Below are 17,070 nucleotides of genomic sequence, written 5' to 3' on the forward strand. Positions count from 1 at the left end.
AGAGTAGTTTATCAAGTTAATCAACAAGTCAAAATACGGTTGGTTATTAAGCGTGTTTAGCACTTGTGACAATATATAAGGGATCCTGATGCGTAAAAAAATTATTAATTCAGAAAATAAACAAGAGATTATTCCTGATCCAAAATGGTTGGATATCGACAATATTGCGCTAGTCGAAGTCACCTCCGAGGATCAAGCATTTCCAATCGAGTGCGCATTGCTGCCTGGTAAAGTCTCGCTGTGGCGTGCCTCAGAACGAGGAAAGCAGATGATTAGACTTATTTTCGACAATCCTCAGAGTATAAAAGAGATCCGCTTGAAATTCGAAGAATTGAAGGTTGAACGTACGCAGGAATATGTCTTGCGTTGCTTTCAGGACGGTGGTCAATCCTATCAGGAAATTGTAAGGCAGCAGTGGAACTTCAGTCCCGATGGTTCAACCTGTGAAATTGAAGAATATGAGGTAGATCTTCCGGCAGTCACTATTCTGGAGTTGAGCATCAATCCAGACATCAGTGATAGAAATGTATTTGCGTCTTTAAATGAGTTGCGGCTTGCTTAATATTGGCCCAACCAGCGCTTCAGCATAAAGGGGGCTGAAGCGAATTTTTTTGGAAAGGTCTTTAGATTATCTGTAGGGTATAAAAACAGGTTTCCAGCATTTTATGTAATCGTTCTAAGGCAACGGGGCTCGCTTTTGTCATGAGAGTTAGCTCTTTCATTTTGCACCATCAAAGGTTTGACCCCATCGTCCTTTTCGCTGGTGGCTGTTGGTTTCATTTTCTTTGTTGGTATTTCACCCATGACGGCGTGTAGACGATGAAAAACTTAAACGCAGTTTCGCACATGCTCTTTCAACAGCAAAAGAAAACAGGCCACGCAGATCTATCCTGATGCATAACTCACAGTGCCGTATACAGGGACGGCAGAGCCTGCTCTGCTCATAATTCTGAACTGATATTCAATTCTCCTAGCCGTTTTATATTCTTGCACTGCCCAATCTTTTTTGTAAATTCAAATAATTAACATGAGTATCTTGATATTTTTGCTTAGGTGTCTTGATAATTTTGTTCTGTTATTTAAGTCGTCGTTAATAAGCTAATGCCTATTGGCATATCTACAATTATGCATAATGAACACTTGTTCAAATTGTGGTTGAAATTTAATAGTTAATACATATAATAAGCAAAGCTTACTATATGAGGGTTTTAGTCATGAATTTGCAAAAAGAACATCTCGGTTTTTTAATGTCCGATATTTTTCGGTTAATGCGTCATAACTATCAACAACAAGTCCAAGGTGCTTCACATCTCACCTTTGCTCAGGCTAAAGCGCTACGTTATATATCAACTTTTCAAGGTCTACGGCAAGTAGAATTAGCCGAAAAGCTAGATATAAAACCGATAACAATTGCCCGTCTTGTTGATCTATTAAGCGAAGCAAAAATGGTTGAACGCAGGCCAGATATAAATGATCGTCGTGCCTATTGCTTATACCTGTTACCCGAAGGTGAACGAGAGCTTATTGTCGTTAATCGGGTTATTTCAGAAATACGCGAGAAGGCTTTTGTGGGTATTGACGAAAGCCAACACGAAGTGGTCTTTCAGTATTTAAAAACCATGCGCCATAACCTGTCGCAATAGTATTTCATATTAAATTTTTTGGAGTTGTAGTGATGAGTAGTAACGAATTAGCAGATGATGTTGCAGAAGACAACTCAAAGCCTAAACACCGGAAAAAACGGTTTGTGTTATTGACCGTTATCCCTGCTTTAATCGCTGTTGGTATCGTGGGTGTTTATTTATCAGGTGGACGTTTTGTGGACACAGATAACGCCTACGTAAAAGCAGACAAGGTCCCTGTGAGTTCACAAGTTGACGGCATGATTGAAGAAGTTTTAGTGAAAGAAAACCAACAAGTCGAAGTTGGTCAGGTACTTTTTCGTATTGATTCCGCGACTTTTGAGGTTGCAGTTGCTAAAGCACAGGCAAATATTTCCCAGGTGCGTACCGATTTGGCCGCGTTAAAATCCAGTTATTTTGAGAAACTATCAGAAATTGAATTGGAAAGAACACGTTTAGAATTTGCAAATAAGCAGCAAGTTCGTCAACAAGGTCTGATTGCTAAGAATTTTGTTTCCAGCAGTCAATTTGATCAGTCTAAAGAGACTGCTGATATTGTTAAACAGCAAATTAAGGTACTTCAACAAGATTTACATCGAATTGCTGAAACCCTAGGAGGGCGTGTTGATTCGCCTACTGAGCAACATCCAAGCTATCTTGCTGCTGTCGCGATTTTAAATCAGGCAAAGCTTGATCTTGAAAGAGTGAATGTACGCGCTTCATTACCCGGCGTCGTTAGTCATATACCACAACCTGGGCAGTTCGCAAATGTTGGTAATACGGCGATGGCATTGATTGCTAACCGCAACATGTGGGTTGAAGCGAATTTTACTGAAACAGATATAACACACCTTAAAAAAGGGCAGAATGTTACGATACAAATCGATACTTATCCTGATCTTAAATGGACCGGAAAAGTTGAAAGTATTAGTCCTGCAACGGGATCTGAGTTCTCGGTGATACCTGCACAAAATGCGACGGGTAATTGGGTTAAAATTACGCAACGAGTTTCTGTTCGCATAAGTTTAGATAATATTGAGGGACTACCTCAGTTACTTGCTGGTTTGAGCGCAATCGTTGAAATTGATACCGGCCATCATCGACAATTGTTTGGCATGACGATTTAAGGCTCTGGTTATGAGTAATTCAATCTCCATTGAGCGCAAGCTACCAAGCGAAAAAGAACTGAATACGCAGCGCCTGTTTATCACTTTATCAGTGATGTTGGCTGCGCTCATGCAATCACTTGATACCACGATCGCCAATGTCGCACTACCTCATATGCGCGGTAGTATGTCAGCAACTCAAGATCAGATATCTTGGGTGTTAACCTCTTATATTGTTGCATCAGCCATATTTATGCCGCTAACTGGCTTTATTAGTGCGCGCATTGGTCGCAAACGTTTATTTATCATTTCGGTTATCGGTTTTACGGTCACTTCCATGATGTGTGGTGCTTCGCAAAGTCTTAATCAGATAATCGTATTTAGACTACTTCAAGGCCTTTTTGGGGCAAGCTTGGTCCCTTTATCACAATCGGTATTGCTTGATACCTACCCGAAAGAAAAACACGGCTCGGCGATGGCTATCTGGGGGATGGGAATTATGGTGGGTCCCATCCTTGGTCCGACATTAGGTGGTTGGTTAACCGAATATTATAATTGGCGATGGGTTTTTTATATCAATATTCCGTTTGGTCTTTTAGCCTGGTTTGGTCTTTCTACTTTTGTAAAAGAAACCGTACTAGATAGCTCACGGCGCTTTGATTTTTTAGGTTTTGCGCTATTGAGTTTGGCTATCGGAGCGTTGCAGATGATGTTAGATAGAGGCGAGTCACAAAACTGGTTTAGTAGTCCGGAAGTTATCACCGAAGCAATTTTATGCGTGTTGGCATTCTATCTATTTTTATGTCATACGTTTACCTTTAAACATCCTTTTATTAATCCTGATTTATTTAAAGATAGAAATTTCAGTGTGGGACTGGTATTTATTTTTATCATTGGGGTGATCCTATTAGCAACAATGGCCTTGTTACCGCCATTTTTACAAAATTTGCTTAATTATCCGGTAATAGATGTAGGTTATTTGTTGGCACCACGCGGTGTGGGAACGATGATCTCAATGATCCTGGTGGGTAAACTATTAAATAAAATTGGTCCGCGACCATTAATATTACTCGGCCTAACATTAACCATTCTGTCGTTATGGCAGATGACTCGCTTTGATCTGAACATTAAAGGCTGGGATATTGTTAGAACGGGACTTATTCAAGGACTTGGATTAGGTTTTATTTTTGTACCTTTATCAACTATTACTTTTTCGACGCTTGCTCCCCATTTTCGGACGGAAGGTACCGCGTTGTTTAGCTTAATGCGTAGTATTGGAAGTAGTATTGGTATTTCTGTGGTGGTTACTTATCTCTCTCAGCGCACACAAATTAATCATGCTGTATTTTCTGAATATATCAATCCTTTCAGCTATGCACTTAATCATGCATCTCAGTTAGGTGTGTATGATATGGCAACAACAGCGGGTTTAGTTGGGATTAACGCTGAAGTTACCAGGCAGGCGCTAACGCTCGCTTATCTACAGGATTTTCGATTGATGATTTGGGTGACCTTAGCCGCTGTACCGCTGGTTTTTTTGCTTAAAGCACCAGAAAAAAAGGCCGGTTCGTAAAATAAATCAGGCGATTCAGCCTTAATGCAGTGCCATTCCGACCTGACGTTTTTTATTCTTGCACTGCCCAACCACTTTTAAACGCAGCACCTCAGACAGTACGTCCTTGTACTGGCTGAGATTAGAGAAAACTTCCATGTTTTCTCTTGCTAAAGTGTTTGTTCATCGCAAGAAAAACGTACGGAAATTGCCTAGCCGCATTGGTTTGGTGCTTTAGAAATAAAAAGCTTTGGCTGTCATCACTTGTTTATTCAGTGTTATTTTACATTTTCATACAATTAAACCTGATTAAGTTTTTTTATTTTTTTTATAAATATGTATGTAATGCCATGTTTGTTATTGTATAAATATACTCAAATTCATTTCTTTTAAAAAGTAGAAACCAGAGACCGCGGATGCTATTTTTTAATTTAAAAATTTCACCCTACCTAAAAGTGGTAATTATGAAACTCAGTTTACCTATCAAATTTAATAATATCATTGAAAAAAACAGTTCCTTGTATGGCGCATTATTTACGGTTATAGATAGATTTTCTGGATGGTTAGGGGCAAATAACACCGAGTTTTTCCCCGAATATACGGATCATGGTATTGAACATATCCAATCAGTTTTGAACACTACTGAAGAAATCATTACAGATGAATCATGGAATATATTAACTCCTGAGGATATATACGTACTTACATCTTCGATACTATTACACGATTGCGCTATGCATATAACAAAGTCGGGATTATGGGATCTTATTTCTAGTGATATTTATAATGGTGTTTTATTAGGATTTTCTAGAGAAGATGAATGGTCAAAAAGGTGGGAAAAATTTTCCTCCGATGTAACAAAATTTGATGAATCAGATTTTACTAAATTTTTTGGTGAAGATAAAAATATTGAGCTACCTGAAAAAGGCTGTAGTTCAATGAATGATGATCAAAAAGTTCTTATTGGTGATTTTGTAAGGCAATATCATGCATGTATTGCTCAAATTATTGCAACACATGGAATGCCTACCAGAGGTGGTCCATATGAATTGTTCAACAAAGAATTTAAGTATTTAAATGAATTATCAGGGCTCGTCGCTCGAAGCCATAATCACAGCTTACGAACTGTAGTTGATCTGCTTGATGATAGAAAGCGCGAGTTTAGAAATACTCATCCAACTTATCTGATGGGAGTTTTGAGAATTTCTGATTATTTACAATTTAAATCGGACAGAACACCGAAGATTTTATTTAATACAATGGGTTTCTGTAGCCCAATTTCTATTAATGAGTGGAAAAAACATTTAGCAATAATTTCAACTAATACCTCTCATCCCGATGACGAGTTATTGTTTGTTGAGGCTTTCCCTGAGGATGCAAAAACTTTAGTTGGAATAAAATACCTTTTAACTGGCTTGCAAAAAGAATTAGACGAATTTTGGGCTGTTAATGGAGAAGTATACAGTCGATACCCCCAAGTCCAAAAATTAGCAATAGTTTTCAGAAGAGTAAAATCAAATATTGATAATGCAAGTCAGTATGTTGAGAAAAACTATAAATCATACCACCCAGAAATTTTATCCATTAAAACAGATGATCAAAAATTATTTCCGCTGCTTATAAAACCACTTTACGGTAATCACCCTAAAATAGGACTGCGTGAACTGTTACAGAATGCTTTAGATGCCTGTAATGAGCGTTTTTGTATAGAACAAGGCTGCCCAGCGAATGATAAAACTGTACCATTTCAAATCCATGTTGAATTAAACTTCGATAACAATACTTTGATGATAAAAGATCAAGGGGTTGGAATGGATGTTGATGTGATAAAAAATTATTTTTTAAAAATCGGATCATCTTATAGAACATCTGAAAATTGGAAATCTAATTTTATGCCAGAAGGCCATGCACTAGTACCACGAACAGGCAAGTTTGGTATCGGGATGTTAGCTGGTTTTCTTATTGGTCATAAAATAGAAGTACATACAAAATACCATAACGATAGTGATGTTAGGGCAATTTCTTTTTCATATAAATTAGATTCTAATGAAATAGAATTGATTTTTTCCGATAAACAGGACATAGGTACGACAATAATCATTCATACCAATAAAGAAAGTTTAACTGATATTGAGAATGGATTAGCAGGTAAGCCCTATATTGAGCATTTATACTATGAAGATAAAAAACCTAATACCTCTTGGTGGTATTATTTAGATTCACCAGAAATCATAGTTAATGTACTTAAAGAAAATATAACCACTGAAAAACATGCATATCACAATCTAGCTAAAAGAGATTTGTTTGAAAATTGGCAAAGGGTGAATGACTCTATATTAGAAGGGGTGCTTTGGAAAAGGAGTGCTCCAACCCCATACTTATACTGTAATGGCATCATGATTCAAAATATGAAAACTCCCATGATAAAAATATCTTATGGTATATCCACGATACAAATTAACGATCTAGAAATTTGTGTTTTTGATAATCAAGGTGTCTTTCCATTAAACCTGACAAGGGATGCACTTGTTACAGATAAATTTTTTGAAATAGAAAAATTGAATAAAAGTGTCAAAAATATATTTATTGAAGAGGTTAAAGTAATTCTAGTTAACTATAAGTTTAATCAAGATTTTATAAAAAATGTAATCCAAAAGTACCCTATCAATAATTACAACACACAGTTATTGCCTTTAGTTTTTTTACCTGAAAAAGTAATACCATTTACTTGTAAGGAATTATTTGAAAAAACTAATTATACCTTCGTTGATTTTATATCAACATCTCAAAAACGAGGGGTTATTTATGAACAAAATTTTATTAAATTATTTGATGATATGGCGTACTCGTGTGTTCTTAATGTAGATAAACAAGCTTCAATAATTGAGCATACTATTTATAACTATATTTTAAATAAGACTTATGAAAATTATTGGAGTGAATATAGCTCTTACACCCAAACAGGGCAATACCTTGATAGTTGGCTATTTGTGAAGAATTTCGATCTTGATAAATTATCTCCATCGTTTAAGAATGCAATCCCATCTGCATTACTCCAAATAAGAAAAATTAATGATTATTGGAGTGTTTTGACTCACCCTAATAATATTGACAATATCCCAAGGCAAGGGGGAAAAATTGTAGATTTAGATAATAGTAAATATTTTATGTTTGCAATATACAAAGCACAATCAGCCGAACCTACTGAATTTGCAACATTATGGGATAATAGCTTTGAGTAACAATTGAAGAATGCCAATTTTTTATTAAACTAAACCAATGCGGCTAGGAAATTTCCGTACGTTTTTCTTGCTCAATCAATTCCTTTAGCAAGTGGAACATGGAGCGAATTAAACGTCAGTTCAGGCTCATGAGCGCGTGCCCTTTGTTTCTACTAAATTCGGCTCTGCACAGGGATGTGCTGTCCGGACTGGTGCGTTAAAAAGGGATTTATTTAGTAAGAACAAAACTCTCTTTATTTCTCTTGCTGTTGAGAGAGCATGACTCCCTCGAACTGCGAAACTGCGTTTTAGTTTCTCATCGTCTACACGCCGTCAAGGGCGGAATACCAAAAATGAAAGTATAACCAATAGCCTCCAAGCGACAGCCTACAAACCACATTAAGGTTTCTCCCCATCTACACGCCGTCAAAGGTGCAACTCCCAACAATCATCAATTATAAAATTGCCATTATTTCTGCGACAATGATGATTAAAACCAACGAAAAAGGATAAACCGCGGCATAAGCAATTTGTGGCGCTTCAGATTCGGTCATCGAATCTGCAGCACTTAATCCTGGTGTTGATGTCATTCCACCTGTCAACGCACCTAAAATGGATAAAAAATTAATTTTCAGCAGAAAGCGCCCAACAAGAACCGTAACAATCATTGGAACTAATGTTATAACTGCTCCATAAAGAAATAAAACAGCACCGTGCTCCTGAATAGCAGGAATTAAGCTCTGTCCTGCATTCAAGCCTACTGGTGTTAAAAACATTAAAAGTCCAAACTGACGTAATATTTTATTTGCAGCAGTTGGCAAGTTCCAGATGACTCCACCAAATTTCCCTTTCCAACTTAAAAATATAGAGGTCAGAAGCACACCACCCGTCAATCCTAACTTAAGCTCTATACTTCCTAATGGCATAGCAATAGACCCAACTAAAACGCCAACAACAATACCAAATGCAACAGGTAAAAAACTAGTTTGTTCAACACGTTTTAAACTATCGCCAAAAAGTTGTGTAACAGCAGGCACATTACCTTTAGAAGACGATATTAAAATTTTATCACCGTATTTCATTCGAGTAGTGGGATGCGGTGCCAAATCGATACTTGCTCTTCTTATTCGAGTGATAGTCGCAGAGTAATTTTCTAAAAGATTAAGCTCTTGAATTGTTTTGTTTACAATACTATCGTTACTTACCACGTACCATTTGATGTCATACAATCCGCTACTTGGAATTTCTATATCCGTAACCTTACCTAATAAAATCTCTATTCTAGCTAACGCATTTACCGTACCTACTGCTTTTATTATGTCTCCTGTTTCTAATACCGTACTACTTGTTGGTGAAATAGGAAGTTGATTAGGTTTCATAATGCGTGAAATATTAGCCTTGGTCATAAAACGTATTTTCAACTCTTCAAGCGTTTTCCCGTTCACATTTTCATTAGAAATAATCAAATTTTTATTTATCACTGGCGGCGTGTTTGAACGTGATATTTTCGCAAAATCTTCCTCTTCATTTTTTATGTCGACTCTAAATAAAGCAGGTCCTATTTTGACAAATAAAATCACCCCCAAAACCCCAAATGGATAAGCAATACCATAACCTATAGAGGCTAATGGTGAGTTAGAAGCTTCAATAGATGCCGCCAAACCAGGTGTTGATGTTAATGCACCGGTTAATAAACCACTCATCATATTCATATCTACATCATAAATATAAGCAATAGCTACTGCTGTTATTCCACCGGTCAAAACAGTCGTTCCGGCGAGCACCAGAAGTGTTGTACCCTGTTCTTTAAATGAACTAAAAAACGAAGGCCCGGCCTGCATTCCTATAGTGTAAATAAACAATACCAATCCAACACTTTGTATGATCGGAGGAATATTAAAGTTTACGCCGTATAAGTTGTATAGATACCCGAAAAATATAGCGACAAATATAACCGCTGAGGTGTCAAAACTAATCCCTTTTACGCGCACATTACCAAGTGCGGTTCCAAGACCAATAACTAGAAATAATACGAAGTAGTCTTTGGTGACTAATTCTGTAATAAGCGTCATAAATAATACCTGTTTTTTAAAAATAGAAGTTAAGCACGTAAAGATATACGTTTGCATAATTGCATTATACGATTAACAGCAGCAGTGGGGTCAAGTGTTTAATTTTGACCATCAATAAAAACGTTATTTAATCTTAAAAATCATAGTAGTTATACCTTTTTCGGTAGAGAAGGCACAACTACTTTTAATTAATTAATTCAATTTAATAAAAAGTAAACCAATGTCATGAGAGGCAGGTCTTTTATTTTGACTGTAGGCAAAGAAATATCACCTGTTTTTAGTTTTCAACTAATACAATGCCTTAAAAATCCCAACTAATGCGGCTAGGAAGTTTCCGACCGTTTTTCTTGCTCAATCAATTCCTTTAGCAAGTGAAACATGGCGCGAATTGAACGTTAGTTCAGTCTGATGAGCGGGCTAAGCTCTGCGTGACCTGTTTTCTTTTGCTGTTGAGAGAGCATGACTCCCTCGAACTGCGAAACTGCGTTTCGGTTTCTCGTCGTCTACACGCCGTCAAGGGCGGAACTCCCGCGAAGAATCAAAACCAAACGCTTTCGAGCGAACGCCTAAAGACCACAAAGTCCGGTTTGTCTATATTTTTTTGAACAAAACTTTATTAAATAATGGCTGCCGAACAATGAAAGCGAAGAGAAACTTTGCAAGTGAAGTTTATTTGTGTACATTACGAACATGCCGATTCGATGCCTTATTCGGAATACTTTCCGGCACTGGATGCCTCTGGGCCATCATATGTTTTACCGCTAAAATCGGATGTTTAAACAACATCCGCGGGCCGGCATAACGCATAATGATTCTGGCCTGTTCACGCTGCGCTTTTTTATAACAGTGAATGGGGCATTTATTACAGGTTGGTTTGTGTTGGCCGTAGGGACAGCGGTCTAATTTTTCATTGGCGTATAAAAGAAATTCAGTACAGGACGCGCACACTGTTTTTTGCCCTGAAATCGTAACTGCAGCGCCGTGATGCTTTTGACAGTAAATAGTCACCATCGCTTTGATGGTCTTAAATTCCAGCCCTAGTTTTTTCGGTAAGTAATGTTCGCTCATGATCTTCAATCACAGTTTATTGATTAGCTTGTGATCATACTTTTAATTCACGTAGAATACAGAACATCTGCCATTTTTATTTGAGAGTCCTAACTTTGATCTCATCTTTTTTCAGCCTCGGGGGCATTAAGAGGAAAACCTTCAGTATGAGCATTTTAGAATTCCGGCAGAAAAACACCTTCAATCGATAATACTTGATGGTCAAATGGCATAAAAAAGTATTTGAACGGAACAAAAATAGTTGGTTATATTTCGTTGATTAAAAAATTTAACCACCAATTTTTGTCCGTTTAAGCGGGTGTTAAATGTAATGATAACGGTAGTGTTATTTAATATGAGTACTTTATGAAAACTATAATTTTCCACATAATGAGCACTTTTAGATGGCTTATTGTGACTTCCTCAAAAATCTTATCTGCATTAATGATTTTTGTTTTAATTTTCTCTCTGTTTAATGACACATCAAATCAGACTGCTAATCTAATCATAACGTTTATTGTTGCTGTTTTGTCTGGTGCATTTTCATGGTACTACGATGTACTTCTTAAAAAGTTAGAGCCATAAAATAAATTAAGAGTGGGGCTGAAAGGTCATGGGGTCACCCATTGTGAATGGGATCGCGTATTGCCTTTTGCTTCCTTTTCTTTGGCTGTTCATACCTCGAACTGCGAAACTGCGTTTCGGTTTCTTATCGTCTACACGCCGTCAAAGGTGGAATACCAACAATGAAAGTTAAACCAAAAGCTCACAAGCGAAGGCTTACGAATAACCAGTATGGTATTTCCATTACCACGTGGAGCGTGGGAACGAGTAACAAAAGCTCACAAGCGAAGGCTTACGAATAACCAGTACGGTATTTCCATTATCACGCGGAGCATGGGAACTAGCATGAGAAACCAAACGTTTTGCTGCTAGCGCTTTGCTCGCTCATATATTAAATCACAGTTTATTGATTAGCCTATAATCATACTTTCAATTCACGTAGAATACAGAACATCTGCCATTTTTATTTTAGAGTCCTAACTTTGATCTCATCTTTTTTTTCAGCCTCAGGTGCATTAAGTAAACAACTGCCTTTTTTTATCTCCCGGGATGCACAGATTGAAATGGCTGACGCCGTGTCAAAGGCTATCACCAACAAACAAAATTTAGTGGTCGAAGCCGAAACGGGAACGGGTAAAACCTTTGCCTATTTAGCGCCGGCTTTATTAACCTTTGATAAAGCCTCCGATGAAAAAATCATTATTTCAACGGGCAGTAAAGCGCTGCAGGAACAGCTGTTTTTAAAAGATTTACCCCTCTTAATGGCAGCAACTAATTTCACCGGGACCGTGACCCTGTTAAAAGGCCGCAGCAACTACCTTTGTAATGAACGTCTGGCGCGTTATATGTTGGAAACTAAACACCGGGAAAAAGCATTACAAATAGAGCTGATAAAAATAAAAAATTGGTCCGTTACCAGTAAAACCGGCGACCTTGCTGAAATCAAAGATCTCGCTGAAGATGCGCAGATTATCCCCTCTATTACCAGTAACAATGACAACTGTTTAGGCCGTGATTGTCCCAGTTTTGATGATTGTTTTATTGTCAAAGCGCGCCAAAAAGCCATGCAGTCCGATCTGGTGGTGATCAATCACCATCTGTTTTTTGCAGACTTGGCGGTTAAAGAAACCGGATTTGGAGAACTTATCCCCGAGGCCGGGGTTTATATTTTTGATGAAGCCCACCAACTGCCAGATATTGCCAGCCTCTATTTTGGCGAATCCCTGTCCAGCCGGCAGTTAATGGAACTTGCTAAGGAGATAGACTTTGTGTTTCGCACTGAGCTTCGCGAAGCGAAACAGATGTCTAAGGCGGCGGATCAATTACGTTTAAGCGTGTTAGATTTCCGCATGGCATTTGCCATTGATAAAGGCACCGGAAGCTGGCGTGATAAGTCTAAAGAGCGGGTGATGCGGTTACATGTTGATCGTATCCTGCAGGTCATGGATTTTTTAACGGAAGTGGTGCTGGAGCGATTGGGTAAAAGTGAGGTATTAGACCATTGTTTTGATCGTTTAACCCAATTCACGCTGTTATTTAAAAAACTCAACAGTGTTAATGAAACGGGATTCAGTTACTGGTTCGAGTGTACCAAACAGCACTTTTCATTAAATATTACGCCATTAAGTGTGGCCGAGCGTTTTCAGGCTGAATGTAAGAAAAAACAGGCCAGTTGGATTTTTACCTCGGCAACCTTATCGGTGCAGGGGCAGTTTGAGCATTTCACCAAGTTGCTCGGTTTGCAGGACAGTCGCTGTCTGCAGTTGGCCAGTCCCTTTGATTATGCCAAGCAAACGCTATTTGTTGTTCCCAGGTTAATACCTGAGCCCGGCACGCCGGGATTGGCCGATAAGCTGGTCAACGAACTCGCGCCGGTGATTCGAGCCAGTAAAGGACGGTGTTTCTTTTTATGTACCAGTCATGCCATGATGAATCAGCTGGCGGCGGGATTTCGCCAAGTATTGACCTTTCCGGTTTTACTGCAGGGGGAAAAAAGCAAACAGGCACTGCTTGATGAGTTTATTAACCACGGCAATGCATTGCTAGTGGCAACCAGCAGTTTTTGGGAAGGGGTGGACGTGCGCGGACAAGTTCTATCCTGCGTTATTATCGACAAAATTCCCTTTAGCTCTCCCGAGGAGCCTTTATTAAAAGCACGTATGGAAGATGCGCAATTAAAGGGTAAAGATCCCTTTGCCGAAGTACAATTACCGCAAGCCGTGATTACCTTTAAACAGGGCGTCGGGCGCTTGATACGGGCGGAAAATGATAAAGGGGTATTGATTGTTTGCGATACACGTTTGGTGACCCGTAAATATGGTAATCTGTTTCTCAATAGTTTACCTTGCATGCCGCGTACCCGCTCCTTAGATAATGCGATTGATTTTTTAAAAGCGATTGATTAATAATTAATAATCAACCATGTTAAGAATATAATGCCTGCACAGAAGTAGGCATTTTAGATAAACCAAATTTCCATATTCTCCCGACTGGGAAGACCCACCGAATAGATAGGCTAAATATGTTCAAAAAGTTAAATGTGTTATGTGTAGATACTTCAACCGAAGCGTGCTCAGTGGCAGTGCTTTGCCAAACGGCAACGGGACAAGTTATCAATGATAAATTTATGTTGGCGCCCCGTGAGCATACGACAAAAATTCTGCCCACGGTCGAGCAAGTATTAGAAGCCGCGGGTTTGAGCTTATCTGCTATGGATATTATTGCTTACGGGCGTGGACCGGGTAGTTTTACCGGCGTTAGAATAGGTATCAGCATTGCACAGGGCCTGGCCTTTGGCAGTGAAAAAAACATGGTTGGCGTTTCCACCTTGCAGGCAATGGCGCAACAAGCTTTTAAAACGAACGGCGCTAAAGATGTCTATGCTGCCATTGATGCGCGCATGGGCGAGGTTTATTTTGCCCATTACAGATTAAGCGATGAGTTAATGGTATTAGTGGGTGAAGAGGTGGTCATTAAACCTGCTGATTTAATCACCAAGCAGGCTGAGATTGCAGATGATGCTGTGTTGGTAGGCTCCGGCTGGGCGGCTTATCCTGAATTAACGGAGCACTTTAAAGCGGCTGAACAAAGCGACATTGAGTTCCCCAGCGCGAGATTTATGCTCGACGAAGCGGTTAATTGTATCAACAATTCATTAGATATTTTACCGGAACTGGCAACCCCTGTTTATTTGCGCGACAAGGTGACCTGGAAAAAATTACCCGGCCGAGAATAATCTTTTATTTTGGCCTGTTATAAAAAGGAATGTTTAATGTGGCGTTTAATGTGTGGTGTTTTTTTATTATTCACCAGTCTTAGTTGTATCAGTCAGTCTTACTCTATTAATTTAACGCCTCAACAGGCAGATAAATTAGGACGGCTGATATGGCAAAATGAAGGCCAGCAAAAACTGCAGCATCTGACCACCTGGAATAAAAATGAAGCTTTCCCGTCATTGGGTCTGGGACATTTTATCTGGTACCCGAGCACTGAAAAGGGGCCCTTTAAAGAGCAGTTCCCGGAATTATTACAATTTTTTAAACACCATGAGGTTGCTTTGCCGCAGTGGCTTGCGCACAGTGAACAGGCGCCGTGGAAAAGTCGCGAGCAGTTTTACCGGGAATTTGACCAAGCACCGTTGACCGAGTTGCGGCTGTTATTAAGTAAACAGCTTGATTTACAAGTGCAATTTATTATAAAACGTTTAGAAACCGGGATCCCGTTAATACTCGCGGACAGTAATAAAACCGAAACGAAAGTGATCAATTACCAGTTGGCCCGTTTAACCACTTTGCCCGAGGGAATCTTTGCGCTGCTCGATTATATTAATTTCAAAGGGGAAGGACTTTTGTCCAAAGAATCTTACCAGGGAGAGGGGTGGGGATTAAAACAGGTTTTATTAACCATGCCGCTTGAATATGATGATCCCCTGCGGGCATTTTCTTTATCGGCCGATGAAGTATTAACTCGTCGTGTTAAAAATGCACCAAAAGATGAGCTGCGCTGGTTAGAAGGGTGGCGAGTACGCGTGCACGGTTACCAAAATATTGTCGTTAACTAGCTTATTTATTTGATTTTTTAGTTTGTGTTTAACAGATACAAGGTACAATAAATACAGAATTATTTTATCCACTTTATATTAAAGGTCTTATTATGTTTTATCGAATTATGCGCAGTTTTTTATTCATGTTAAATCCTGAGAAGGCACACAACGTTTCATTTAAACAATTAAAATTAACTCAGGGAACTATCTTAGATCTCTTCTATCGTCAGAAAGTGCAGAGCAGACCGGTGCAGGTGATGGGTTTAACCTTTCCAAATTCAGTTGGTTTGGCTGCCGGTTTAGATAAAAATGGCGAGTGTATTGATGCCTTTGCGGCAATGGGTTTTGGACATATTGAAGTGGGTACGGTCACCCCGGTGGCGCAGCCCGGTAATGAATCTCCGCGAATATTTAGAGTATTAGAATCGGAAGGCATTATAAACCGTATGGGGTTTAACAATGAAGGCGTCGACCATTTAATTAAGAATGTTCAGGAAAGTAATTTCAAAGGGGTTATTGGTATTAATATAGGTAAAAATTTCTCTACGCCGGTGGAGCAGGGTAAAGATGATTACCTATTGTGCATGGATAAAGTTTATCCTTATGCCGGTTACATTGCCGTTAATATCTCCTCACCCAATACGCCGGGATTACGTTCGTTACAGTACGGTGATGCACTCAATGAACTGCTTGCTGCGCTGAAAACGCGCCAGTCTGAACTTGAAGTTAAGCATAAGAAATACGTGCCTATTGCTTTAAAAATAGCACCGGATCTCAGTGATCAGGAGATCGTCTCTATCGCGGCTTCATTGCTTGAATACAAAATTGACGGTTTAATTGCAACCAATACCACCCTCGACCGTGATATGGTTCAGGGAATGTCGCATGCGGGTGAGGCGGGTGGTTTAAGTGGCCGTCCTCTGCAAAATAAAAGTACCGCGGTGATTGCAAAATTTGCCGCACAGTTAAAAGGTCAAATCCCTATTATCGGCGTGGGTGGCATTGATAACGTGGTTGCTGCTAAAGAGAAGATACAGGCGGGTGCAAGTTTAGTGCAGCTCTATTCCGGGTTTATCTACCATGGCCCTAAATTAGTTAAAAATATTGTCAACAATATTTAAATGATGAGGCGGCTGTGTTTGTGCAGAGCCGTAATATTAGGTGAAAGATACTTTGTGTAAAAAAAAGCATGGCTTAATTGATTTTATACCGCAGGCCAATTGGCATTGGCTGTTTGATCATAATCGCGCGACATTAACACTTAATATGGGTCGTAGCAGCATCGATATTGTTTATAAACCCGCTATGCTGACATTACAATTTGATCAAGCGGTCTTTTTTACTATGGAAGATGTTGCTAATTATATTGATCTTTTTGAAGACTCGGCATTAGCCGGCTATCAGCCGGAATTAAGATGTCGCATTATTCTGCATATATTGGTGGCTAACCAGTTTCACAAACCTATCATGCCCAAAAATTGGTTATTTGAATCTAATGACGGTGAGCAACAGGAAATTAACAAAGGTGACCATGTAATATTAAAATCATTGGTCATGAAAGAAGCTAAAAAGTACTTAGTTTTAGATAATGGTGCTAATTTTATTTTATGTATGCTGATTGAAAAATCCCATGGACTGACCGTTAGCCGAACTTTTAGCCAGTTTCAGGTTGTTAAAGTGACTTATGACAAAATATCTGCAAGTAAAGCTGACTACAATGCACTATGCTAGTATTCTCAATGGTATAAATTAATTTTTATTGTGGTTTGGGTGGCCTTCGAGCCTTACTAGTATTAAGCAATTAGCTGCTTAATTGACATTTTTATACGTTTTGGCTATAAATA

Annotated in this window: 12 protein-coding genes; 10 read left to right on the forward strand and 2 right to left on the reverse strand. The window is 38.9% G+C overall.

The annotated features are described in order from the left end of the window. Positions 1-88 precede the first annotated feature (88 nt). The 5 genes from ACJAZP_RS06275 (at position 89) to ACJAZP_RS06295 (ending at position 7,522) form a co-directional block, all read left to right on the forward strand. Positions 89-562 (forward strand): hypothetical protein, encoded by a 474-nt coding sequence (locus tag ACJAZP_RS06275; protein WP_415229884.1) that lies wholly within the window; start codon positions 89-91, stop codon positions 560-562. A gap of 652 nt (positions 563-1,214) precedes the next feature. Further along, positions 1,215-1,643, forward strand: a complete 429-nt coding sequence (locus tag ACJAZP_RS06280; RefSeq protein WP_415229885.1) for a MarR family winged helix-turn-helix transcriptional regulator — start codon at positions 1,215-1,217, stop codon at positions 1,641-1,643. Between the two features lie 32 nt (positions 1,644-1,675). Continuing rightward, a complete protein-coding gene (locus ACJAZP_RS06285; RefSeq protein WP_415229886.1) occupies positions 1,676-2,749 on the forward strand; it encodes an HlyD family secretion protein in 1,074 nt (357 codons plus the stop codon). 10 nt (positions 2,750-2,759) lie between these two features. Then, a complete protein-coding gene (locus ACJAZP_RS06290) occupies positions 2,760-4,301 on the forward strand; it encodes a DHA2 family efflux MFS transporter permease subunit (RefSeq protein WP_415229887.1) in 1,542 nt (513 codons plus the stop codon). Positions 4,302-4,744: 443 nt separating this feature from the next. Continuing rightward, positions 4,745-7,522 carry an ATP-binding protein gene (locus ACJAZP_RS06295; RefSeq protein ID WP_415229888.1) on the forward strand — a complete coding sequence of 926 codons (2,778 nt, stop codon included), beginning with the start codon at positions 4,745-4,747 and terminating at the stop codon, positions 7,520-7,522. A gap of 434 nt (positions 7,523-7,956) precedes the next feature. On the opposite strand, the gene ACJAZP_RS06300 is transcribed toward ACJAZP_RS06295, so the two are convergent. Continuing rightward, positions 7,957-9,573, reverse strand: coding sequence for an aspartate:alanine exchanger family transporter (locus ACJAZP_RS06300; protein ID WP_415229889.1), 1,617 nt, complete (start codon positions 9,571-9,573; stop codon positions 7,957-7,959). 669 nt (positions 9,574-10,242) lie between these two features. Next, positions 10,243-10,641: a nitrous oxide-stimulated promoter family protein gene (locus tag ACJAZP_RS06305; protein ID WP_415229890.1), complete on the reverse strand. Its 399-nt coding sequence runs from the start codon at positions 10,639-10,641 to the stop codon at positions 10,243-10,245. Between the two features lie 1,025 nt (positions 10,642-11,666). Here ACJAZP_RS06305 and ACJAZP_RS06310 point away from each other — a divergent pair. From ACJAZP_RS06310 to ACJAZP_RS06330, 5 genes are all read left to right on the forward strand, one after another. Further along, positions 11,667-13,589: an ATP-dependent DNA helicase gene (locus ACJAZP_RS06310; protein ID WP_415229891.1), complete on the forward strand. Its 1,923-nt coding sequence runs from the start codon at positions 11,667-11,669 to the stop codon at positions 13,587-13,589. 116 nt (positions 13,590-13,705) lie between these two features. Further along, positions 13,706-14,419 (forward strand): tRNA (adenosine(37)-N6)-threonylcarbamoyltransferase complex dimerization subunit type 1 TsaB, encoded by a 714-nt coding sequence (gene tsaB, locus ACJAZP_RS06315; protein WP_415229892.1) that lies wholly within the window; start codon positions 13,706-13,708, stop codon positions 14,417-14,419. Positions 14,420-14,455: 36 nt separating this feature from the next. Then, a complete protein-coding gene (locus ACJAZP_RS06320) occupies positions 14,456-15,244 on the forward strand; it encodes a hypothetical protein (protein WP_415229893.1) in 789 nt (262 codons plus the stop codon). Between the two features lie 92 nt (positions 15,245-15,336). Next, entirely contained in the window at positions 15,337-16,347 is a 1,011-nt protein-coding gene (pyrD, locus tag ACJAZP_RS06325; protein WP_415229894.1) for a quinone-dependent dihydroorotate dehydrogenase, read from the forward strand. Positions 16,348-16,399: 52 nt separating this feature from the next. Continuing rightward, the gene (locus ACJAZP_RS06330; RefSeq protein WP_415229895.1) at positions 16,400-16,957 is read left to right on the forward strand and encodes a cell division protein ZapC domain-containing protein; all 558 of its coding nucleotides are present in this window, start codon (positions 16,400-16,402) and stop codon (positions 16,955-16,957) included. Positions 16,958-17,070: the final 113 nt, after the last annotated feature.

It is taken from the genome of Psychromonas sp. (assembly GCF_047632955.1).
Classification (GTDB): Bacteria; Pseudomonadota; Gammaproteobacteria; order Enterobacterales; family Psychromonadaceae; genus Psychromonas.

What these genes read in the sequence shown, in the direction of transcription:
- ACJAZP_RS06285 (WP_415229886.1), top strand. Translation starts at nt 1,676, where the DNA reads ATGAGTAGTAACGAATTAGCAGATGATGTTGCAGAAGACAACTCAAAG.
- ACJAZP_RS06320 (WP_415229893.1), top strand. Translation starts at nt 14,456, where the DNA reads ATGTGGCGTTTAATGTGTGGTGTTTTTTTATTATTCACCAGTCTTAGT.
- ACJAZP_RS06290 (WP_415229887.1), top strand. Translation starts at nt 2,760, where the DNA reads ATGAGTAATTCAATCTCCATTGAGCGCAAGCTACCAAGCGAAAAAGAA.
- ACJAZP_RS06300 (WP_415229889.1), bottom strand. Translation starts at nt 9,573, where the DNA reads ATGACGCTTATTACAGAATTAGTCACCAAAGACTACTTCGTATTATTT.
- tsaB (WP_415229892.1), top strand. Translation starts at nt 13,706, where the DNA reads ATGTTCAAAAAGTTAAATGTGTTATGTGTAGATACTTCAACCGAAGCG.
- ACJAZP_RS06305 (WP_415229890.1), bottom strand. Translation starts at nt 10,641, where the DNA reads ATGAGCGAACATTACTTACCGAAAAAACTAGGGCTGGAATTTAAGACC.
- ACJAZP_RS06295 (WP_415229888.1), top strand. Translation starts at nt 4,745, where the DNA reads ATGAAACTCAGTTTACCTATCAAATTTAATAATATCATTGAAAAAAAC.
- pyrD (WP_415229894.1), top strand. Translation starts at nt 15,337, where the DNA reads ATGTTTTATCGAATTATGCGCAGTTTTTTATTCATGTTAAATCCTGAG.
- ACJAZP_RS06280 (WP_415229885.1), top strand. Translation starts at nt 1,215, where the DNA reads ATGAATTTGCAAAAAGAACATCTCGGTTTTTTAATGTCCGATATTTTT.
- ACJAZP_RS06275 (WP_415229884.1), top strand. Translation starts at nt 89, where the DNA reads ATGCGTAAAAAAATTATTAATTCAGAAAATAAACAAGAGATTATTCCT.